Origin of the sequence: Mesorhizobium japonicum MAFF 303099, from assembly GCF_000009625.1 — a bacterium.
In the GTDB taxonomy this organism is placed as follows: domain Bacteria; phylum Pseudomonadota; class Alphaproteobacteria; order Rhizobiales; family Rhizobiaceae; genus Mesorhizobium; species Mesorhizobium japonicum.
Window position 1 is genome coordinate 6,045,901 of the sequence record NC_002678.2, and the last position, 21,155, is coordinate 6,067,055.

At 62.5% G+C, this 21,155-nt stretch carries 21 protein-coding genes and 1 pseudogene; 5 read left to right on the plus strand and 17 right to left on the minus strand.

Translation table 11 applies throughout. The features are described 5' to 3' along the window. Positions 1-7 precede the first annotated feature (7 nt). The 11 genes from MAFF_RS29830 to MAFF_RS29880 form a co-directional block, all read right to left on the minus strand. Positions 8-1,261, minus strand: a complete 1,254-nt coding sequence (locus MAFF_RS29830) for a sarcosine oxidase subunit beta family protein (RefSeq protein WP_010914748.1) — start codon at positions 1,259-1,261, stop codon at positions 8-10. 36 nt (positions 1,262-1,297) lie between these two features. Then, positions 1,298-2,605: a type III glutamate--ammonia ligase gene (gene glnT, locus MAFF_RS29835; RefSeq protein ID WP_010914749.1), complete on the minus strand. Its 1,308-nt coding sequence runs from the start codon at positions 2,603-2,605 to the stop codon at positions 1,298-1,300. Positions 2,606-2,640: 35 nt separating this feature from the next. After that, positions 2,641-3,969, minus strand: a complete 1,329-nt coding sequence (locus tag MAFF_RS29840) for an FMN-binding glutamate synthase family protein (protein ID WP_010914750.1) — start codon at positions 3,967-3,969, stop codon at positions 2,641-2,643. Between the two features lie 6 nt (positions 3,970-3,975). Further along, positions 3,976-4,707, minus strand: coding sequence for a GXGXG domain-containing protein (locus MAFF_RS29845; protein WP_044549673.1), 732 nt, complete (start codon positions 4,705-4,707; stop codon positions 3,976-3,978). Positions 4,708-4,711: 4 nt separating this feature from the next. Then, positions 4,712-5,608, minus strand: coding sequence for a class II glutamine amidotransferase (locus MAFF_RS29850; RefSeq protein ID WP_010914752.1), 897 nt, complete (start codon positions 5,606-5,608; stop codon positions 4,712-4,714). Between the two features lie 86 nt (positions 5,609-5,694). Beyond that, complete coding sequence (locus MAFF_RS29855; protein WP_010914753.1) at positions 5,695-6,024, minus strand: hypothetical protein; 330 nt, start codon at positions 6,022-6,024, stop codon at positions 5,695-5,697. Further along, positions 6,021-6,710 (minus strand): hypothetical protein, encoded by a 690-nt coding sequence (locus tag MAFF_RS29860; RefSeq protein WP_010914754.1) that lies wholly within the window; start codon positions 6,708-6,710, stop codon positions 6,021-6,023. Before MAFF_RS29860 ends, MAFF_RS29855 begins: the two co-directional genes overlap by 4 nt. Positions 6,711-6,755: 45 nt before the next feature. Next, positions 6,756-8,162 (minus strand): APC family permease, encoded by a 1,407-nt coding sequence (locus tag MAFF_RS29865; RefSeq protein WP_032929297.1) that lies wholly within the window; start codon positions 8,160-8,162, stop codon positions 6,756-6,758. Between the two features lie 12 nt (positions 8,163-8,174). After that, the gene (locus tag MAFF_RS40150; protein WP_010914756.1) at positions 8,175-8,336 is read right to left on the minus strand and encodes a hypothetical protein; all 162 of its coding nucleotides are present in this window, start codon (positions 8,334-8,336) and stop codon (positions 8,175-8,177) included. Between the two features lie 33 nt (positions 8,337-8,369). Then, the gene (locus MAFF_RS29875; RefSeq protein WP_010914757.1) at positions 8,370-8,747 is read right to left on the minus strand and encodes a hypothetical protein; all 378 of its coding nucleotides are present in this window, start codon (positions 8,745-8,747) and stop codon (positions 8,370-8,372) included. 12 nt (positions 8,748-8,759) lie between these two features. Beyond that, on the minus strand, positions 8,760-9,047 hold the full coding sequence (locus tag MAFF_RS29880) for a hypothetical protein (RefSeq protein WP_032929298.1): 288 nt from the start codon (positions 9,045-9,047) through the stop codon (positions 8,760-8,762). Positions 9,048-9,332: 285 nt separating this feature from the next. On the opposite strand from MAFF_RS29880, the gene MAFF_RS29885 reads away from it, so the two are divergent. From MAFF_RS29885 to MAFF_RS29900, 4 genes are all read left to right on the plus strand, one after another. Next, on the plus strand, positions 9,333-10,466 hold the full coding sequence (locus MAFF_RS29885; RefSeq protein WP_010914759.1) for an aminomethyltransferase family protein: 1,134 nt from the start codon (positions 9,333-9,335) through the stop codon (positions 10,464-10,466). A gap of 40 nt (positions 10,467-10,506) precedes the next feature. Beyond that, positions 10,507-11,103 (plus strand): dimethylamine monooxygenase subunit DmmA family protein, encoded by a 597-nt coding sequence (locus MAFF_RS29890; RefSeq protein WP_044549678.1) that lies wholly within the window; start codon positions 10,507-10,509, stop codon positions 11,101-11,103. Continuing rightward, on the plus strand, positions 11,100-12,065 hold the full coding sequence (locus tag MAFF_RS29895; protein WP_010914761.1) for a PDR/VanB family oxidoreductase: 966 nt from the start codon (positions 11,100-11,102) through the stop codon (positions 12,063-12,065). The genes MAFF_RS29890 and MAFF_RS29895 overlap by 4 nt, the downstream gene beginning before the upstream one ends. Before the next feature lie 91 nt (positions 12,066-12,156). Further along, the gene (locus MAFF_RS29900; RefSeq protein ID WP_010914762.1) at positions 12,157-13,197 is read left to right on the plus strand and encodes a heme-dependent oxidative N-demethylase family protein; all 1,041 of its coding nucleotides are present in this window, start codon (positions 12,157-12,159) and stop codon (positions 13,195-13,197) included. Here the strand turns inward: MAFF_RS29900 and MAFF_RS29905 are convergent. Then, positions 13,194-13,907 (minus strand): helix-turn-helix domain-containing protein, encoded by a 714-nt coding sequence (locus tag MAFF_RS29905; RefSeq protein ID WP_032929302.1) that lies wholly within the window; start codon positions 13,905-13,907, stop codon positions 13,194-13,196. The genes MAFF_RS29900 and MAFF_RS29905 overlap by 4 nt on opposite strands. Before the next feature lie 262 nt (positions 13,908-14,169). On the opposite strand from MAFF_RS29905, the gene MAFF_RS29910 reads away from it, so the two are divergent. Continuing rightward, positions 14,170-15,528 carry an NAD(P)-binding domain-containing protein gene (locus MAFF_RS29910; RefSeq protein ID WP_010914764.1) on the plus strand — a complete coding sequence of 453 codons (1,359 nt, stop codon included), beginning with the start codon at positions 14,170-14,172 and terminating at the stop codon, positions 15,526-15,528. A 19-nt stretch (positions 15,529-15,547) separates the two neighbouring features. Here the strand turns inward: MAFF_RS29910 and MAFF_RS29915 are convergent, their stop codons facing one another. The 5 genes and pseudogenes from MAFF_RS29915 to MAFF_RS38450 form a co-directional block, all read right to left on the minus strand. Continuing rightward, complete coding sequence (locus MAFF_RS29915; RefSeq protein WP_010914765.1) at positions 15,548-17,527, minus strand: ABC transporter permease; 1,980 nt, start codon at positions 17,525-17,527, stop codon at positions 15,548-15,550. Continuing rightward, positions 17,524-18,603 carry a quaternary amine ABC transporter ATP-binding protein gene (locus tag MAFF_RS29920; RefSeq protein ID WP_010914766.1) on the minus strand — a complete coding sequence of 360 codons (1,080 nt, stop codon included), beginning with the start codon at positions 18,601-18,603 and terminating at the stop codon, positions 17,524-17,526. Before MAFF_RS29920 ends, MAFF_RS29915 begins: the two co-directional genes overlap by 4 nt. 77 nt (positions 18,604-18,680) lie before the next feature. Beyond that, entirely contained in the window at positions 18,681-19,655 is a 975-nt protein-coding gene (locus MAFF_RS29925; RefSeq protein ID WP_010914767.1) for an ABC transporter substrate-binding protein, read from the minus strand. Positions 19,656-20,075: 420 nt separating this feature from the next. Continuing rightward, positions 20,076-20,840, minus strand: coding sequence for an SDR family oxidoreductase (locus tag MAFF_RS29930; RefSeq protein ID WP_044549682.1), 765 nt, complete (start codon positions 20,838-20,840; stop codon positions 20,076-20,078). Between the two features lie 89 nt (positions 20,841-20,929). Further along, positions 20,930-21,147 (minus strand): annotated as a pseudogene (locus MAFF_RS38450) (DUF427 domain-containing protein); the annotation flags it as partial. Positions 21,148-21,155 lie beyond the last annotated feature (8 nt).

The following is a 21,155-nucleotide window of genomic DNA, read 5'->3' on the forward strand; positions in this document are numbered from 1 at the left end:
GCCGTCCTCAGTGCAGGTTCGGTTGGGCGCCCTGGCCCTTTTCGTCGATCATGGCGCCAGTCCGGAAGCGGTCGAGGCGGAACCGTGCAGCCTCCTCATGCGGCGTGTCGCGCGCCAGAAGATGTGCAAAGACGAAGCCTGAGCCAGGCGTCGCCTTGAAGCCGCCATAGCACCAGCCGGCGTTGAGATAGAGGCCGTCGACCGGCGTCTTGTCGATGATCGGCGAGCCGTCCATGGACATGTCCATGATGCCGCCCCACTGGCGCAATAGACGCACGCGGCCGATCATCGGCATCAGCGCCATGCCGCCCTCGCAGACATCCTCCATCACAGGCAGATTGCCGCGCTGAGCGTAGGAATTGTAGCCATCAATATCGCCGCCGAAGACAAGGCCGCCCTTGTCCGACTGGCTGACATAGAAATGGCCGGCGCCGAAGGTCATCACATTGGGAATCAACGGCTTGATCGCCTCGGAGACGAAGGCCTGCAGCACATGGCTTTCGATCGGCAGGCGCAGGCCCGCCATATCAGCGACGCGCGACGAGGAGCCGGCGACCGCCATGCCGACCTTGCCGGCGCCGATCCTGCCGCGCGAGGTTTCGACGCCGGTCACCTTGCCGTTGGCGTCCCTGACAAAGCCGGTCACCTCGCAATTCTGGATGATGTCGACGCCGAGCTCGCTCGCAGCATGCGCATAGCCCCAGACGACGGCATCGTGCCGCGCCGTGCCGCCGCGCCGCTGCAACAGCCCGCCTTGCACGGGAAAGCGCGCATTGTCGAAATTCAGGAACGGCATCATCTTCTTCACCGCCGCGAGGTCGAGCAACTCGGCATCGATGCCGTTGATGCGCATGGTGTTGCCGCGCCGCGCATAGGCGTCGCGCTGCGCGTCGGAATGGTAGAGGTTGATGACGCCGCGCTGGCTGACCATCGCATTGTAGTTGAGGTCCTGCTCCATCCGCTCCCACAGCTTCATCGACAATTCGTAGAAGCCGGTATTGCCGGGCAGGCCGTAATTGGAGCGGATGATGGTGGTGTTGCGGCCGGCATTGCCGGAGCCGATCCAGCCCTTTTCCAGCACGGCGACGTTCCTGATGCCGTATTCGCTGGCGAGGAACCAGGCGGTGGCCAGGCCATGGCCGCCGCCGCCGATGATCACCACGTCGTAGCGGTCCTTCGGCGTGGCGTCGCGCCAGGTGCGCTGCCAGTTCTTGTGGCCGGAAAGGGCGGCGCGGGCGAGCGAGAAGATCGAGTATTTCATCAGTTCATTCCGAGGTCGCTCGCACCGGCAGGACGGTTATATGTCCAGCGTGTGGTCGCGCTCCCATTGCGTGAAGTGCGAAGCATAGGAATTCCATTCCTGGTGCTTCAGCTTTAGGTAGGCCGACGAGAATTCCTCACCCAGCGCCGCCTTGAGCGATTTGTCCTTGTCGAACTCGCGCAGTGCGTCGAGCAGGTTGAGCGGCAGTTTCGGCGCGCCCTTCACCGTGTGTCCGTGCTGGTACATGTCGATGTCGTAGCGCTTGCCGGGATCGGCCTTCGAGCGGATGCCGTCGAGGCCGGCGGCAATGATCACCGCCTGCAAGAGGTAGGGGTTTGCAGCACCGTCGGGCAGGCGCAGCTCGAAGCGGCCGGGGCCGGGCACGCGCACCATGTGAGTGCGGTTGTTGCCGGTCCAGGTCACCGTGTTCGGCGCCCAGGTCGCGCCTGAAATCGTGCGCGGCGCGTTGATGCGCTTGTAGGAATTGACCGTCGGGTTGGTGATCGCGGCTAGCGCGGAGGCATGCTTCATGATGCCACCGAGGAAGTTCTTGCCCTTGGCCGACAGGCCGAGCTCCATCGAATTGTCGGCGAAGACATTGGTCTTGCCCGTCTCGTCCCACACCGAGATGTGGGCATGGCAGCCATTGCCGGTCAGGCCCTGGAAGGGTTTCGGCATGAAGGTGGCGCGCAGGCCGTGCTTCTCGGCCACCGACTTGACCATGAACTTGAAGAAGGAGTGCTTGTCGGCGGTGGCGAGCACGTCGTCGAAGGCCCAGTTCATCTCGAACTGGCCGTTGGCGTCTTCATGGTCATTCTGATAGGGCCCCCAGCCGAGCGCCAGCATGTGGTCGCAGATCTCGGCGATGACGTCGTAGCGGCGCATCACCGCCTGCTGGTCGTAACAGGGCTTTGAGGCCGTGTCGTATTGGTCAGAGATGACGCTGCCGTCCGGCGAGATCAGGAAGAACTCGGCCTCGACGCCGGTCTTGACATGCATGCCGTCGCCGGCGGCTTCGGCGATCAGCCGCCTCAGCGTGTTGCGCGGCGTCTGGTCGACCTCCTTGTCGTCCATGATGCAGTTGGCGGCGACCCAGGCCACCTCCTTTTTCCATGGCAGCTGGATGACCGAGTCCGGATCGGGCACCGCCAGCATGTCGGGATGCGCCGGCGTGAGATCAAGCCAGGTGGCGAAGCCGGCAAAGCCGGCGCCATCCTTCTGCATGTCGGCGATTGCCTGTGCCGGCACCAGCTTGGCGCGTTGCCCACCGAACAGGTCGGTGTAGGAAATCATGAAATATTTGACGCCGTTCTTTTTGGCGAAAGCGGCGAGATCGTTCCCCATTATAGTTCCTCGCTTATGGTATTTTGGATGCTGTTTTAGAAGCCGTTCTTCCCCGGTATCCAGTTGGTGCCGGCGAGCGGCACGCCGGCCATGGCGGCGGCTTCGATGGTGAGCGCGACGAGATCCTCGGGTTCGAGATTGTGCAGGCTGTTCTTGCCGCAGGCGCGTGCGATTGTCTGCGCCTCGAGCGTCATCACCTTCAGATAGTTGGCCAGTCGCCGTCCAGCAGCCACCGGATCGACCCGCTTCATCAGCTCCGGGTCCTGCGTGGTGATGCCGGCAGGGTCGCGTCCCTCGTGCCAGTCATCATAGGCGCCGGCAGTGGTGCCGAGCTCGTTATACTCCGCCTCCCAGCGGGGATCGTTGTCGCCGAGCGCGACGAGCGCCGCCGTGCCGATGGAGACCGCGTCGACGCCGAGCGCCAGCGCCTTGGCGACATCGGCGCCATTGCGGATGCCGCCCGAGACGATCAGCTGCACCTTGCGGTGCATGCCGAGATCCTGCAGCGCTTGTACCGCCGGCCTGATGCAGGCGAGCGTCGGCTGACCGACATTCTCGATGAACACTTCCTGCGTTGCCGCCGTGCCGCCCTGCATGCCGTCGACGACGACGACATCGGCCCCGGCCTTCACCGCAAGGGCGGTGTCGTAATAGGGGCGGGCGCCGCCGACCTTGACGTAGATCGGCTTCTCCCAGTCGGTGATCTCGCGCAGCTCGAGGATCTTGATCTCGAGATCGTCCGGGCCGGTCCAGTCGGGATGGCGCGAGGCGGAGCGCTGGTCGATGCCTTTCGGCAGGGTACGCATCTCGGCAACGCGGTCGGAAATCTTCTGGCCAAGCAGCATGCCGCCGCCGCCCGGCTTGGCGCCCTGGCCGACGACCACTTCGATCGCATCGGCGCGGCGCAGGTCGCGCAAATTCATGCCGTAGCGCGAGGGCAGATATTGGTAGACCAGCTGCTTGGAATGGCCGCGCTCTTCCTCGGTCATGCCGCCATCGCCGGTCGTGGTCGAGGTGCCCGACAGCGTCGCGCCACGGCCGAGCGCTTCCTTGGCCGGGCCGGACAGCGAACCAAAGCTCATGCCGGCAATGGTGATCGGGATCTTCAATTCGATCGGCTTCTTGGCGTGGCGCGAGCCGAGCACCACCGATGTGTCGCAGCGCTCGCGATAGCCTTCGAGCGGATAGCGCGAGATCGAGGCGCCGAGGAATAGCAGGTCGTCGAAATGCGGCAGCTTGCGCTTGGCGCCGGCGCCCCGGATATCGTAGATGCCGGTCGCCGCGGCGCGGCGGATTTCGGAAAGCGTGTAGTCGTCGAAGGTCGCGGATTTGCGCGGCGTCGTCGGCGGGTTGCGATAGGTCATGCTGCCTCAATACGCGTCGGCGTTGTCGATATTGAAATTGTAGAGGGTGCGCGCCGAGCCGTAGCGCTTGAACTCCGACGGCTTGACGCCGGTGACACCGGCGCGGTCGAGCAGGCCCTGCAGCAGTTCCAGGTGTTCGGCCCGCATCTCCTTGGCGATGCAGTCGGCACCCAGGCTGTCGACATTGCCGCGCACGAACAGCCGCGCCTCGTAGATGGAATCGCCGAGCGCATCGCCGGCATCGCCTAGCACCACCAGATTGCCGGACTGCGCCATGAAGGCCGACATGTGGCCGATATTGCCATGCACGACGATATCGATGCCTTTCATCGAAATGCCGCAGCGCGACGAGGCATTTCCCTCGATGACCAGCAGGCCGCCCTTGCCGGTGGCTCCGGCATACTGGCTGGCGTCGCCTTTCACGATGATAGAACCCGACATCATGTTCTCGCCGACGCCGGGTCCGGCCGAACCGTGCACGGTGATTGTGCTGCCGGAATTCATGCCGCCGCAGTAATAGCCGACGCTGCCGCGCACATCGATGCTGACGGGCTGGTCGACGCCGACGGCGACCGAATGGCTGCCCTTCGGGTGCAGCACTTCCCATGCCGTTTCGTTGGAACCGGGCGTCAGATTGTGCAGCGCCTGGTTGAGCTCGCGCAGCGACGACACATCGAGATCGAAGATTCGCGAGGCCTGGTCGTGCGTCGCCGCCTTTGAAAGTTTGGTTGCCGGCATGAACTCAATGCTCCCAGAAATAGACGGTTGCGGGTTCCGGTTCCCAGACCCTCGCATTGTCTATGCCGGGCAGTTTGGTCAGAGCGCGATATTCCGAGCCGAAGGCGACATACTGGTCGGTTTCGGCCATGACGGCGGGCTTGCAGGCGATCGGGTCGCGGACGACGCCAAAGCCGTTCTTGGTGCCGACGACGAAGGTGAAGAAGCCGTCGAGGTCCGAAAGCGTGCCTTCCAGCGCCTCGCCGAGGTTCTTGCCATGCGCCATCTGGGACGAGAGATAGGCGGCGGCGACCTCGGTATCGTTCTCGGTCTCGAATTTCATGCCCTCGCGGATCAGCTCGCGGCGGACATTGTTGTGGTTGGAGAGTGAGCCATTGTGCACCAGGCATTGATCGGCGCCGGTCGAGAACGGATGCGCGCCCATCGTCGTCACCGCCGATTCCGTTGCCATGCGGGTGTGGCCGATGCCATGCGTGCCGGTCATCTTGCGGACGTCGAAGCGATCGACAACCGCCTCCGGCAGTCCGACTTCCTTGTAGATCTCGACCACGTCGCCGGCGCCCATGATGCGGATGTCGGGGCGCAGCGTCTGCATCGCCTCGCGGGCTTCGTCGATCTTGGCCGGCGCAGTCCTGACGACGGCATGGGTCGACTTCACCGCAATGCTCACAGGCGCGCCGATGGCCTTGGCGAGCTCGATATCGAGGTCGCGAAAATCGCTCGCGGGCTTCGCCGACTGGATGGTGATCTTGGCTTCATTCCTGGAAGGCGCGCCATAGATGGCGATGCCTGCGCTGTCGGGGCCGCGATCGCTGAGCGAGACAAGCATTTCCGACAACATTGCGCCGAGCTTGGGCTCCAGCGACTTGTCCTTTAAAAACAGTCCGACAATTCCACACATGTCAGCCTCCCGGCGTTTTGCAGCTAAGAGATGATGTACCGAATGCGGCGTTCGAATTCAATCATATGAAAAAAATTTTCCTGTAGTTACGTATGCGGCGTGATGCCGCTTTGCGAATTATCACTGCCCTGCGCGGCATTGTGAACCCATTGGGCATGGCGGATGCGGGCGAGCTTGTAGGCGTCGAGGATCGACAGCGCATAGATCAGGAAGCCTCCGGCATGACGGCCGATGAAGCTGGCGTCGGGCGGTGCGATCTTGGCGGTTACCCAAGCCAGGATCACCATGAAGAAAAGAAACTGCAGCCCACGCACCGGCACGCCCAGGATGACATGGCCGCTTGCCGGCAGCACGATTGCCGAGCCCAGGACGAGATAAGGGCTTACCGGCGCCGGCTGCGTGTTCGAACTGGTCATGCGGCCTGCCGTTCGCTTTTGTTGATGGCGTCGCGCAGCGCCGAGAGGGAGGCGAGCAGCCGCTCGATCAACGCAGGATCGATCTGCGCCTCGGCGAACGCGGCCTGCCGGAAAACGCCGTAGCGCGCCCGTTCGGCCTCGGCCAGCAGCCACACGATGCGCGCGCCGTTTGGCGTGATCAGCAGTTCCTTGGCGCGCCCTTCCGAAAAGGGTTCCAGATGTTCGGCGATGATACCTTGCGGGAAACGTGTGCCGCGGCGGTCGGTCCGCAGCACCGCCTCAGCCGGAAATCCCGGAGCCTTCGGCAGCGTATGCTGGAGGTGATCGAAATTGGAGAAGGTCGTCGGCGAGCCCGGCCGCATCATCATGTCGAACGTCGCTGGCACGGCCACCTTTTCGGTGATCGTAACGCTGAGCCAGCGCGCCGGGAGTTTTCGTGTCGCCAGCGTATCGACGATGGTGCGCAACTGAACGCGCTGGCCGTTCCACGAGCCTTCCCAGGTGATGACGCCGGCGGTGCCGTCCGAAACATCGGCGGCGTCGGCGACGACGGTGCGGATGCTGGCCTCGTCGGCGGCGAGCGCAGCCAATGCCCTGTTGCGGCTGCGGTGCGCAAGCCACGCAAGATGGAGGACGAGAGCCAGGACAATCGCCCCGGCGAGCAGCGCTGATGTCACTTCGGACATTTTGTCATGTCCGGCCCGCCTGGGATCGGGGCGGGCCGTCTCCCATCAATAGCCCTGCGGTTTCGGCCACGGCATGGTGAACTGGTCGCCGCGCCGCACGAATTTGTAGCGGTAGAAATGGAACCACAGCGAGATCAGGAAATAGAAGATGGTCATTGCGATCAGCTGCGAGCCGAAACCGAGGAAGATGGCGAAGAAGGTCACCACGCATAGGCAGAACAGCACGATCGCCGGCAGCGGATGGAACGGGTGCGTGTAGCCGCGGCGGATCGTGTCGAGCGGCCACTTCTTGCGGAACATCATGATGTTGATGCTCATGAAGGTGTATTGCAGCACGCCCGACAGGATCGAGAAGGTGATTGCCTGGTTGAGGTCGGCGATGAAGGCGAAGGCGAGCGCAATCGGCAGCAGGAACAGGATCGAGCGGTAAGGCGTGCGGTATTTCGGATGCACCGCCGAGAACCAGCTCGGCAGATAACGGTCGCGGCCGAGCGAGAACCATGCGCGCGCCGCGTCGTTGATGCAGCCATTGGCCGATGCCAATGCCGCCAGCAGCGTCGCGATGAACAAGAGGTTCTCGAGCAGCGGGCTGCCGGTCAGCTTGCCGGCGTCCCACAGCGGATAATAGGTGATACCGAGATATTCCCAGGGCATCAGCGAGGCACAGACATACCAGGTCATGGCGGCGGCGATCAGCAGCGTGATCATGCCGGCCATGGTTCCGTAGGGCAGGGAGCGGGCCGGCGAGCGCACTTCCTCGGCCGCCTGCGTGGTGCCCTCGATGCCGAGATAGTACCAGATGCCGAACTGGAAGGCGGCAATGACGCCGATCCAGCCATAGGGCAGGGCGTTTTCGGGGGTGACCAGCTCGTTGAGCTTCAGCACGGCGCCCTGCGTCCACGGGCTGACCGAGAAGAACAGGATGACGATCGAGACATAGGCGATTGCGGTGATGACGAAGTTGACGTTCAGCGTCATCAGCACGCCGCGATAGTTGAGCCAGGCCAGCACGACGATGGTGGCGGCGATGAAGGAATTGTGGGTGAGCCCTTCGACGCCCGCCTTTGAGACGATGGTGTCGCCAAGCAGGATGGCGTCGGACACTTCAAGCATCGTGTAGGCAAACACCAGGAACAACGCGACATTGAATGCCATCAGCGGCCCGACAATGTGCTTTGCCTGCGCATACTGGCCGCCGGCGGCGGCGACCGTCGATGTCACTTCGGAATCGATCATCGCGACCGAGGTGTAGAGCAATCCGACCACCCAGCAGACGATCAGCGCGGCAAGCGCGCCGCCCTTGTCGGCGGCGAAATTCCAGCCGGTGAATTCGCCGACCAGCACGATGCCGACGCCGAGCGCCCAGACATGGGCCGGGCCGAGCACCCGCAGCAGCGAGACCCTGTCGCCGTGGATTGTCGTCGTTTGTGCCGTTTCAACCGCAGCCGTCATGTCAGTCCCCACTCAGATCCGGTGTTTTTCGGAAACTGCTTCAAGCTCGCCTTCGCGCGACGAGGTCAGAACGTCCTCGGAATAGGTCGTGTCGACCTTGAACCAGTCGTAGAGCATCCACAAAGCGAGCACGATCGAGATGCTCCAGCATGCGTAAGAGAGTGAAATCCACATCGTGCGTCCCCCGATTGCTTGTCTTCGGAACTCTTACTTGTCGTCGAACTTTTCGTTGATGACGTCGCGATATTCGCGGTCGGATGCGCGGAACAGGAAGACGAAATAGCCGATCAGCACCGCCGCCATAATGATCAGCGTCGGCCAGTCGATGACATAGTGGAAGCGGTTCTGGATGATGTCGTGCGCGGTCTCGGGTGTGTAGCCGAGCCTTTCCCAGATCGAGGCCATGGTCGGGTTCTGGCCAAGCGCTTCCCAGGTCTTGGCGTCGAGCGCGTCGATGGATTTGGCAGCTCCGGCAAGGCCAAGCTTCAGCGGCAGCCACAGCGCCACGAAGATGGCGACAACGACGACGACGATATCGAAAACCTGGCCGGCCTTGCTCTGCTCCGGCGGCGTATAGCGGGACATTTCTTGTACCCCTCAGGACTGGCGGTTGCGGGATGCGTCGGCGTTCTTGATGTCGAGGCCGTAGATGAAGTCCTTGTCTTCCTTGTAGTGTTTGACCATCGCCAGGATCGCGGCCGTGTTGAAGATCAGCACGGCGGCAGCGGCAATCGCGACGACGGCCCTGATGCCGGCGTGCGGGATGTGGGGCCATGTCATGAAGAGGACGAAGAGGATCGTCGCCCACAAGCAGATGATCAGCAGCGCGGATCCGCGCAAATCGGAACGGTACAGCGCCTCGATGCGCTGCTGCAGGTCTGACATCGGTTGTCCCCTTTTTTCGACGCTCGGTTCCGAATCCACCGCGCGTCGCTCTCTTTCAAGAGAGTGAAATTTTTTTCATAAATTCAGGCCGTTTCCGGCAATTGTCAAGACGAATTTACGTTGAGTTAACCGTTTGCTTGAGACGGTGAATTTTGCCTGACAATGAAATTATTTGCTTTCAGGGGATTGCGGCCCTCTCGCGTTTGCGGTCAATATTCGCCTCAAAGCTCCGGCCACCGCGTCAAGGAGCAGGGAACAGTGGATTTTTGAACGGAGGACGAGCGGATGACGGCATCCTGGAGATTTTCGACCCTGGCGGATCGCCATCGCGCGCTGGGTTCGAAGCTCGAAGACTGGAGCGGCATGGGCACCGCCTGGACCTACGACAAGGATGCCGACGAAGAATACATCGCCATCCGCACCAAGGCCGGGCTAATGGATGTGTCGGGCCTAAAGAAGGTTCACATTACAGGGCCGCACGCCTCGCATCTCATCGACCTCGCCACGACGCGCGATGTCGAAAAGATCTACCCCGGCAAATCGGCCTATGCCTGCATGCTGAACGAGGCGGGAAAATTCACCGACGACTGCATCCTCTACCGCACCGGCCCGAACAGCTGGATGGTCGTGCATGGCTCCGGCACCGGCCATGAGGAATTGCAGCGGGCCGCGATCGGCCGCGATGTCTCGCTACGCTTCGATGACAATCTGCACGATCTGTCGCTGCAGGGACCAACCGCGGTCGACTATCTGGCCAAACATGTGCCGGGGATTCGCGATCTCAACTATTTCCATCACATGCAGACGCAGCTCTTCGGTTTCCCGGTCATGATCTCGCGCACCGGCTACACCGGCGAGCGCGGCTACGAAATCTTCTGCCGCGGCCAGGATACCGGCACGATCTGGGACAGGATCCTCGACGAGGGCAAGAGCGCCGGCATCATTCCCTGCCGCTTCACCACACTCGATATGCTGCGTGTCGAAAGCTACCTGCTGTTCTACCCCTACGACAATTCGCAAAAATATCCCTTCGAGAACGAAGGCCCCGGCGACACGTTGTGGGAACTCGGCCTCGACTTCACCGTCAGCCCCGGCAAGACCGGCTTCCGTGGCGCGGAGGAGCACTATCGCCTGAAGGGCAAGGAGCGCTTCAAGATTTTTGGCGTTCTGCTCGACGGCAAGGAGCCGGCCGATGAGGGCGCGCCGGTCTATCGCGACGGCAAAAAGGTCGGCGTGGTGACCTGCGCCATGTATTCGCAGCTGGTCAAGAAATCGATGGGCATCGCCCGTCTCGATGTCGACTGTGCGGTCAAGGACACCAAGCTCGAAATCCGCAACAAGAGCGGTTCGATCAAGGCGACGGCGCAGCCACTACCGTTCGATGATCCGAAAAAGACCAAGCGCACCGCCAAGGGTTAAGGCATCATCAGCAGCGAGGGATTTAAGGCACAGAGAGAGAATGGCAGCCAAGACGATCATCAGCCGGCCTATTTATGGAGCCCTGTCTCCGCAGCCCGGCAAGCATCATCTGTTCATCGCCGATGCGGAAGGCGCGCTGGCGATCGTTGATATGGCAAAGATGGCTCCGCCCGGTTTCTTCGGCGGCGCGGAAATCGTCTTCATCCCAGGCCGCGAAGGCAAGCATGTCGCCGCCCTCGAAGCGCTGAAGCCGGCGCAGTTCCATCAGGCGCCGTCCTTCTCCAGCCTGCTGCCACGCCTCAAGCAGACGCTGGGCAATGCGCATATGGGCCTGCGCCTCTACCTCGCTGGCACCGAGGGCCTGATCGGCCAGGCCATGCAGGTGGCGCTCGAAGCCGGCATCGACCACACCTCCATGCAGACAGAGCATCGCGGCTCGCTGGCGCGGCGCATGCAGTGTGTGCACTGCAAGGGCATCACCGAGAACGTGACGACGCAGCCCGCCACCTGTTCGCATTGCGGCCTGCTGCTTCTTGTGCGCGATCACTATTCCAGGCGGCTGGCGGCTTTCCAGGGCGTCTGCATCAACGCCGAGGATCGCTCGGAGATTCCTCCAATGGAGGAGGCCTTCCCATGAGCACCGGCACCACAAAACTCGATGTCGTCGTCAGCGATGTCGTCCCGGTCAACGAACTGGTCACCCGCTTCCATTTCCGCCGGCGCGACGGCGAGCTGTTGCCGACCTTTTCCGGCGGTGCCCATGTCGTGGTCGAGATGCGCGACGGCGACCGCACCCGGCTCAATCCCTATTCGCTGATGGGTTCCCCGCTCGACACACGCGAATACACCATCTCGGTGCGCCGTGACGATGTCGGGCGTGGCGGCTCGCTGTTCATGCACAGGTCCGTCAAGCCGGGCCTGGAGATGGTGATCAGCTATCCCGTCAATCTGTTCTCGCTCGACCTGCGTGCCAAAAAACATCTGATGCTGGCCGGCGGCATCGGCATCACGCCCTTCATGGCGCAGACAGCGCAACTGGCGGGCGAGGGCGGCAATTTCGAACTGCACTATACCTGCCGCACCGCCTCGCTCGGCACCTATGCCGACGTGCTGCGGGAGCGCTACGACAGGCGCATCAGGCTCTACCATGACGATCGTGACGAGCGCATCGATCTTGATCGATTGCTGTCGACGCAGCCGCTCGGCACGCATCTCTATGTCTGCGGCCCGGCCGGCATGATCAATTGGGTGCGCGACCGCGCGGCCGCCTTGGGCTGGCCATCGGAGGCCGTGCATTTCGAGCATTTCGCGGCCCCCCAGCCCGGCCTGCCCTTCGACGTGACGCTCGCGGTCAGCGGCAAGACCATCCGCGTCGATGAACAGCAGAGCCTGCTCGAAGCCATCGAGGCGGCCGGCGTCGATCCGCCCTATCTCTGCCGCGGCGGCGTCTGTGGCCAGTGCGAGACCAACGTCATCTCTTACGACGGCAAGTTCATCCACAACGACCACTGGCTGAGCGAGGAAGACCATCGCTCCGGCTGCAAGATCATGCCGTGCGTGTCGCGCTTCGAGGGCCGGTCGCTGGTGCTGGAGCGGTGAAGCATTTTGCAGCCAAGTGGATACACTTGGCGTCGCAGAAATGCGGCTGAAACAAATAGATAAAGCGGGCATCCCGCTCTAGGAGGAAATCATGGGCATCACCTTTCGCAAGGAAACCTTCCGCGACGATTTCACCTTCAGGAACAGCCCCGAGCACATCAGGCGGTTTCCGTTCCCGTTCCACGAAGATGCCTACATGTATGCGGTCAACATCGAGCCGCATGTCGTCGGGCCGAAGGGCAGCGTGCTGGAGAACCTGATCGACGTCGACGAGCACTATGTCGCCGAGATGCAGGACCGCGCTTTGGTGCTCGCCGAGGACCCGCTGCGCTGCCAGTCGCTGCCGCACATGACGCTCGCCGGCTGGGATCTGCTCGAACTGCTCATGGAACAGCAGGCCCTTGGCTATCCCGAGCATTTCACGCTGACGCGTGACGGCGACCGCTGGCGCTGGATCAACCGGCCGCTTGGCATCGATGACACCTTCACCTTCGGCGACACCTCGACCCTGCCTTATGGTCCGATGGAATACATCACCCGCCAGAGCCAGGGCGATTTCTGCATCCTCGACCAGCGCGACGGCAATCTGTGGATGGATGCCGGCATGGTCACCACCCAGGCCGACTGGTCGCTCGATTTCGACATCGGCATGAATTTTTTCGAGTGGCACGCGCCGGTGCCGCTGGCGCATGAGAAGGGCATTTTCACGCGGGCGCTGAAATTCCTCACCAACATCCAGCAGGGCAAGCCGGCGCGGCGCCTCAACTGGACGATGACCATCAATCCGCGCCTCGATACCAGCCCGGAAAATTACCACAAATGGGGACCGGACCGCGCGACGGTGACCCCGGAGAATGTCGGCGACAAGGTGCATCTGCGCGTCGAGCTGCAAAGCTTCTGGCGCCTGCCGCGCTCCAACGGCATCGTCTTCCCGATCCGCTGCTACCTGATCAAGATGGACGAGCTGGTGACGCAGCCGAAATGGGCGCGCCGCCTGCACCGCGTCATCCGCGATCTGCCCGAGGAACTCGCCACCTACAAGGGCCTCACGCGCTATCGGCCGACGCTGGTGGAATGGCTGTCGAAGTTGGACGATGGGAGCGCGACGAGCCCGGGGTTTGGGCCTGATTAACCCGCGCTGTTCTGCGGATAGCAGATGATCGACAGATACCGCATCGGCAGCTTCGTCAACTGCTCCGGCCCATGCGGCGCATCGGCGTCGAAGAACAGGCTGTCGCCGGGCTTCATCGGATAAAGGTTGCTGCCGTGCCGGTAAACGACCTCGCCTTCAAGCATGTAGAGGAACTCCATGCCCTCATGCTGGAAGGTCGGGAACACGTCCGAATCTTCGGTCAGCGTGATCAGGTAGGGTTCGACGACGACACCGCTGGTGTTCGACCCGATATGGCCGAGCAGATTGTACTGGTGGCCGGCGCGCGTGCCGCGGCGCTCGACATCCAGCCCTTCGCCGGCCTTGACGAAGACAGCACTGCGCTCCTCCTCGAAGCGACGGAAGAAGGCGGTGACAGGAACGCCGAGCGCCCGCGACAGCGCCTGCAGCGTGGTCAGCGACGGAGAGGTTATGCCGTTCTCGATCTTCGACAGCATGCCCAGCGAAATGTCGGTGGCGACGGCGAGATCGGCGACGGTGATGCCGAGCTTCTTGCGGAACGCCCGCACCTCGCGGCCGATGGCCACCTCCAACACCTTCTCGCGTGTATCACGGATGGCGTGCGGGTTCTGCGTCAGCGGTGCGCGGATGGTCTTGCCGTCGGCCGAGACCTTTGGCTGGGGCTTCGGCTTGGCGCTGGCAAGCCCGGCCTTGGAACTGTCTTTAGCCATATCGCCCCCGGACTTCGCGGATTTATTTCACTCAAGGTGAACATCAGAGGTGGCGATACAGCAGCGCGGCGGTGTCGGCAAGCCGTCTTAAGTCCCATCTGATGATCCTATGAATTCTGTCCGCGAAGGTTTTTCGCCAGGAATCCCTTACGGGCAAACGCCGTTCCCACAGATGTCTGTTGACAGCACCGAAGGGCCAATTAGTGTCACTGTCAGTGAAATTTGTTTCGCTGGGGAAATCAAAAATGAGGAGGCCCTGCAAATGAAAACGCGCGTTGCCGTCATCGGCGCCGGACCGTCCGGCCTGGCACAGCTCAGGGCCTTCAAGTCGGCCGCCGACAAGGGTGCCGACATTCCCGAGATCGTCTGCTTCGAAAAGCAGTCGGACTGGGGCGGCCTGTGGAACTACACCTGGCGCACCGGCCTCGACGAGCATGGCGATCCCGTGCATGGCTCGATGTACCGCTACCTCTGGTCGAACGGACCGAAGGAATGCCTGGAATTCGCCGACTACACTTTCGAGGAGCATTTCGGGCGGCCGATCGGCTCCTATCCGCCGCGTGCCGTTCTTTGGGACTATATCAAGGGCCGCGTCGAAAAATCGGGCCTGCGCAAATGGGTGCGCTTCAACAGCCCGGTGCGCATGGTGACCTTCTCGGACGAAACCAAGAAATTCACCGTCACCGCGCATGACCGCACCAACGACGTCACCTATTCGGAAGAGTTCGACAACGTCGTCGTCGCCTCCGGGCATTTCTCGGTGCCCAACGTTCCCTATTTCGAGGGTTTCGCCACCTTCAACGGCCGCATCCTGCACAGCCATGACTTCCGCGACGCGATGGAATTCAAGGGCAAGGACATATTGATCATCGGCCGCTCCTATTCGGCCGAGGACATCGGTTCGCAATGCTACAAATACGGCGCCAAATCGATCACCTCCAGCTACCGTTCGAAGCCGATGGGCTTCAAATGGCCTGACAATTGGAAGGAAGTGCCGCTCCTGCAGAAGGTCGTCGGCAAGACCGCCCACTTCAAGGACGGCACGTCAAAGGATGTCGACGCCATCATCCTGTGCACCGGTTATCTCCATTCCTTTCCGTTCCTCACCGACGACCTCAAGCTCAAGACCGCCAACCGCATGTGGCCGCTCGACCTCTATGAAGGCGTCGTCTGGGAGAAGAACCCGAAACTTTCCTACATCGGCATGCAGGACCAATTCTACACCTTCAACATGTTCGACGCGCAGGCCTGGTTTGCCCGCGATGTCATCATGGGCCGCATCAAGCTGCCCTCCGCCAAGGCGATGGCCGAGCACAGTGCCAAGTGGCGCGCCCGCGAGGAAACGCTGGAAGACGCCGAGCAGATGATCTGGTTCCAGGGTGACTACACCAAGGAACTGATGGACCAGACCGACTATCCCGGCTTCGACGTCGAGGCGGTCAACCAGACCTTCATGGAGTGGGAGCACCACAAGGCGGAAGACATTATGGGCTTCCGCGACCACGCCTACCGCTCGCTGATGACCGGCACCATGGCGCCGCTGCACCATACGCCCTGGCTGCAGGCGCTGGACGATTCCATGGAGAGCTATCTCGAAGTGAAGGGCGTCGCGGCGGAATAGCCGCGACGCATCGTCCTGCCTATCCCAGCCTTGCCCGCGCCTTCGCCGTCCAGGCGTTGAACAGCCGGTCGGCGACGATGCCGATGAAGGCGATTGCCAGGCCCGCGACAATGCCGCGGCCGGAATCGGCTTTGGACAGTGCAATGAACACTTCCTGGCCGAGATCGCGCGTGCCGACCATGGCGCAGATGATGATCATCGCTAGCGCCATCAGGATGGTCTGGTTGACGCCGAGCATGATCTCCGGCAGCGCCAGCGGCAATTGCACGCGAAAGAAGGTCTGGCGCGGCGTGCAGCCCGACACCTTGGCCGCCTCGATCAGCGCCGGCGGCACCTGTCTTATGCCGTGATTGGTGTAGCGGATCGCCGGCACCACGGCGAAGGCTATCGTTGCGATCATGGCGGTCACATCGCCGACGCGGAACAGCATCACCACCGGAATGATGAAGCAGAAGGATGGAAGCACCTGCAGCGTGTCGATGATGGGTGTGACGATCTTCTCGAAACGGTCGCTGCGCGCCGCCATCAGCCCGATCGGGATGCCGATCAGGCAGGCGATGAAGGCCGAGATGCCGCAGAGATAGACGGTGGCCATGGTCTTTTCCCACAGGCCGGTGACGGCGCAGAAGACGGTCAGCGCGGCGACCAGGGCCGCCAAGCGCAGGCCCGAGAGCTGATAGCCGGCAAGGCCGAGCAGGAACACCGCGCCCAGCCACGGAAAGCCTTCGCAGAAGGCACGCACCGGATTGAGCACATTGAGGATCAGCGCCACGCGAAAGGCTTCGATCGCATCGAAGAAGTTGATCGTCACCCAGTTCACCGCCGCCTTCCACAGCGGCGCTGTGGTGAAGGTGATCGCCTTCGGCACCGCCGCGAAAGCCGGCACGAGCAGGCCGAGCAGCGTGGTGACGGAAAGGATGGCGATCGCCAGCGTCAGATTGGGGTAGCGCCGCCAGAAGCTCGGGTCCACCGCCTGATGAACATGGCCCTTCGCCTGCTTGTGGGCTATGGCCTGACTCAGCCGGTCGAGCGCGATTGCCAGCGCCACGATGGCGAGACCCGCCTCCATCGCCTCGCCGACCTTCAGCGCGCGCAGCGCCAGGAGCACGTCATAGCCGAGGCCGCCGGCGCCGATCATCGAGGCGATGATCACCATGTTGAGCGCCAGCATGATAACCTGGTTGACGCCGACCATCAGCGTCGGCCGTGCGGAGGGCAGCAGCACCCGCCACAGTTTCTGCCGCGCCGTGCAGCCGGCCATGTCGCTGAATTCGCCGATCTCCAGGGGCACGCGCGTCAGGCCGAGCATCGTCGCCCGAACCATCGGCGGCGTGGCGAAAATAGCTGTGGCGATCATCGCCGACACCGGGCTGTTGCCGAACAGGAGCAGCATCGGGATGAGATAGGCGAAGGTCGGGATCGTCTGCATCAGGTCGAGGGCAGGAGAGACGATGAGCCTTTCCGCCCATGGCTTGCGCCAGGCCCAGATGCCGGCGAACAGGCCAGTGACAATGCAAAACGGCACGGCGATCGAGATCAGCGCCAGCGTCAGCATGGCGCTGGTCCATTGGCCGAACAGCGCGATGTAGAGGAAGCAACCGCCGACCAGCAGGCTGAGTTTACGGCCGCCCACGGCATGGCCGGCGATGAAGGCGACAGCGCAGACGCCAACCCAGGAGAGGCGCGGCAGGACATAGGCGTCCGCGCCATGGCCGATCTTGAAATTCTTGGCCAGGAGATTGAGCGCGAAATCGAGCGGCACGCCGAGCACCGCGGTGATCGAGCGGGTCAGCCATGACAGGTTCGATTTGATCCAGCCCATCAGCGCGCTGACCCAGTCGGCGAAGGGCACGACGGCGCTGGCCGGATAGTCGACTGCCCAAGGGACGCTGTCCTGCAGCAGGAACACCACGAGCACGGCGGCGAGGGCGAGCGCCCAGACAAGCAGCCACCGCTGAAGCGGCGGCCTCGGCTCGCTGGTGCTTGCCGTCACCGTCATGCGCCGGCCCTCGCGTGCTCGATGCCGGCCAGCAGGTCGATGACCGCTTGCGGCGTCACTTCGCCGATCGGCTTGCCGGTGCCGTTGACCACGGCGAACGGCTTGCCGGCGGAGACGATGCTGGCCGAGAAACTGGCGATCTTGGCATCCGGGGCTACCGTGCCCCCATGCTCAGCGCCGTCGCAAGCGCGCATCAGGCTGCGCGCCGAAATCACCTTGGCGCGGTCGACGTTGCGGGTGAACTCGGCGACATAATCGGTCGCCGGGTTGACCACCAGTTCCTCCGGCGTACCGATCTGGATGACCTCGCCGTCCTTCATGATGGCGATGCGGTCGGCAAGCCTGATCGCCTCGTCGAAATCATGGGTGATGAAGACGATGGTCTTGTGCAGCATGGTCTGGAGCCGCATCAATTCGTCCTGCATCTCGCGGCGGATCAGCGGATCGAGCGCGGAGAACGGCTCGTCGAGGAACCAGATCTCCGGTTTGGTCGCCAGGCTGCGCGCGATGCCGACGCGCTGCTGCTGGCCGCCGGACAATTCGCGTGGGTAGAAATGCTCGCGGCCGTGCAAGCCGACCAGTTCGATGACCTCGCGGGCGCGTGCCTCGCGTGTTGCCCGGTCCTGCCCCTGGATGCTGAGCGGAAAGGCGATGTTGTCGAGCACATTGAGATGCGGCAGCAGCGCGAAATTCTGGAACACCATGCCCATGCGGTGGCGGCGCAATTCGATGAGCGCCGCATCGGAAATCTTGAGCAGGTCCTTGCCTTCGAATTCGACCTTGCCGTGGCTCGGTTCGACCAGCCGCGACATGCAGCGCACCAATGTCGATTTCCCGGAGCCCGACAGGCCCATGATGATGAAGATCTCGCCCTGCCGGATTTCGAGATCGACCGCGCGCACGGCGCCGACCAGTCCGGCAGAAGTGACATCGGCCATGCTGGCCTTGCCGTCGCGCTCGCGGATGAAACTGGCTGCGTTCGTCCCGAACAGCTTCCACACATTGCGGCAGGCAAGTTTTACCGGGCGGTCGTTGGTGCCCTTTTGCGTCGATCCCCGTTCAGTCCCGTCCGTCATCCAATCGTCCTTCTGGAACATCAAGATTTGAGGCCCGGCCATTCAACGGCCGGGTCTCGCTTTTCCAGTCGGAACGATCACTGCGCCCAGGCTTTCCAGTCGGCCTCGTGCGCGGCGATCCAGGCGGCGGCGACCTCTTCCGGCGTCTTGCCGTTGAGGTCGATATCGCCGCTCATCTTGTTGAGTTCGTCGGTGTCGATCGTGAACGCCTTGGCCACCTTGTAGGCGACCGGCCATTTGTCCTTCATGCCGTTCCAGGCATATTTCCAGATCTCGCCATGCGGCTTGCCGCAATCATATTTGGCGTCGGGGTTCACCCCCCATTTCGGATCGTTGTAGCACTCGGGCGTGTACTCGGGGAATTGCACCCATTCGCCCTTGTACTTGGCCGGCGCCCAGTGCGGCGAATAGATCCACAGCATGATCGGCGCCTTGCGCTGATAGGCGGAATCGAGTTCGGCGAACATCGCCGCATCGGTGCCCGCGTGGATGACGGTGAAGGGCAGTTTCAGCGCCGCGACGCGCTCGTCGTCAAAGCCTTCCCATGTCACCGGGCCGCCGAGATAGCGACCCTTCGGTGAAGTCTCCGCCGTCGAGAACGACGCCGCGCATGTCGGGTCGAGCAAGGCATGCCAGTCCGGCAGTGTCGGGCACTTCTCCTTCATATATTCGGGAAACCACCACTCTTCCTTGGCCTTCGGTCCAAGCTTGCCCAGCCGCTCGGTCTGGCCGGTCGCATCGGAGGCTTTCATGGCTTCGCCGGCGGTGGTGTCCCAGAATTCCAGCCCGACATCGAGGTCGCCATTGGTGAGGCCGGTGGTCAGGCTGGAGAGGTAGTCGGCGGTCGGGTATTCGACGGTATAGCCGAGCTTTTCCAGGATCCCGCCGAGGATCTTGGCGTTCAGATTGACGCTGGTCCAGTCGAACAGGGCGATCTTGATCGGGTCATTGGATTCCGGTGCGGCGGCCTGGGCGGAAGGTGTCAGCAGGCCTAATGTCGCGAGCGCGACGGCGCCCATTGATAGTTTCGAAACTCGACTGCGAAATGACATGCTTGTTCTCCTTCAAGCTGTGACGGTTATCGGTCGTTCCCTTCTTGCGGCTTTTCTTGATTGTGTTGGAAAGGCGGTTCGCTGCGCAAGGCCGTCGGCGCCAAAATTGTCGCCCTGGCTAGGCCAGCGCGGGCAAGATGGTGCTCAATTCTCGTGATGATGGAATAGGCTGTCGGCGTCATGGCTGCCGATGGATCGCTGCGGCAGCGATCACCCGCGGATCAATTGCCAGTCTTGCGGCGCCCTGCAAGGTGCAAGCCATCAAGGTCCCATGATCTCGGCTGCCGGCATGGCAAGCCCCGTCTCGCCAAACCGTTTCATAGGATGAAATTATATATACCAACATTCATCTCGCGCAACGACTAACGCTTCGCGGATGCACAAATTCAGACCGCAAGCGAAGTTCTGCGAGATGCGGTCCTACCAGCAGACGTAGCCGCCATCGACGATCAGGTCGAGGCCGGTGACGAAGCTCGACGCACGGCTGGCCAGGAACACCGTCGGCCCGACCATTTCCTCAGGCGCTGCCATGCGTCCCATAGGCGTGTCGCGCTTGAAGATCTTGATCTCCTCCGCCACCTCCGGCCGCTTGTTCATCGGCGTCAGCGTGTAGCCGGGGCTGACGACATTGACGCGCAGTCCGCGATCGGCCCATTCCATGGCGAGGCTCTTCGACATGTGGATGACGGCGGCCTTCGAGGAGTTGTAGTGCGCCTGCGTCAATCCGCGATTGACGATGGTGCCGGACATCGAGGCGATGTTGATGATCGAGCCCTTGCGGCGCGCCAGCATCTTGCGGGCTTCGGCCTGGCAGGACAGGAACACGCCGGCGACGTTGACCTCGTGCACCTTCTGCCATTTCTCGAGCGACAAGGTCTCGGCCGGTTCGGAACCGGCGATGCCGGCATTGTTGACGGCGACGGTCAATGCACCGAGTTCGGCCTCGACGCGATCGATTGCCGCCGCCAGATCGCTCTGCGAGGTGACCGTGCCGGTCAGCACCAAAGCCTTGCGCCCGAGTGTCGTGACTTGCTGCGCGGTTTCTTCCAGCCCACCTTTCGATGCATGACCGAAACACGCGACGTCGGCTCCTGCCTCAGCCAATCCGATTGCGATTGCCTGGCCAATGCCGCTGCCGGCACCGGTGACCAGCGCGACATCGCCGTCCAGCTTGAAAAGATCCATCGATAGCCCTCCCCGTTTCAGGGAAGGTATGCGCTGCGCCATGTTTCGATCAAGCGCTCAATGCGCAAGCCGGCAGGGGGCAGCGATGCCTAGAAATAGCCGTCCGATGCCGCCGTGGCTTCTTTCGGGATCTCGACGCCGTCGACCAGGATCTTGTCGACCAGTTCGTGGTGGAAGCAGACCAGCCCCTTGATGCGCTCGGCCTCATGCACCGGCTCGGGATAGTACCAGACGAGATTCTCGTGGAGATGCCCTTGTAGGGGCAACGCGAAATGTAGCGGCTGGGCGCGAACATATCGAGCCGCGTGCGGATTG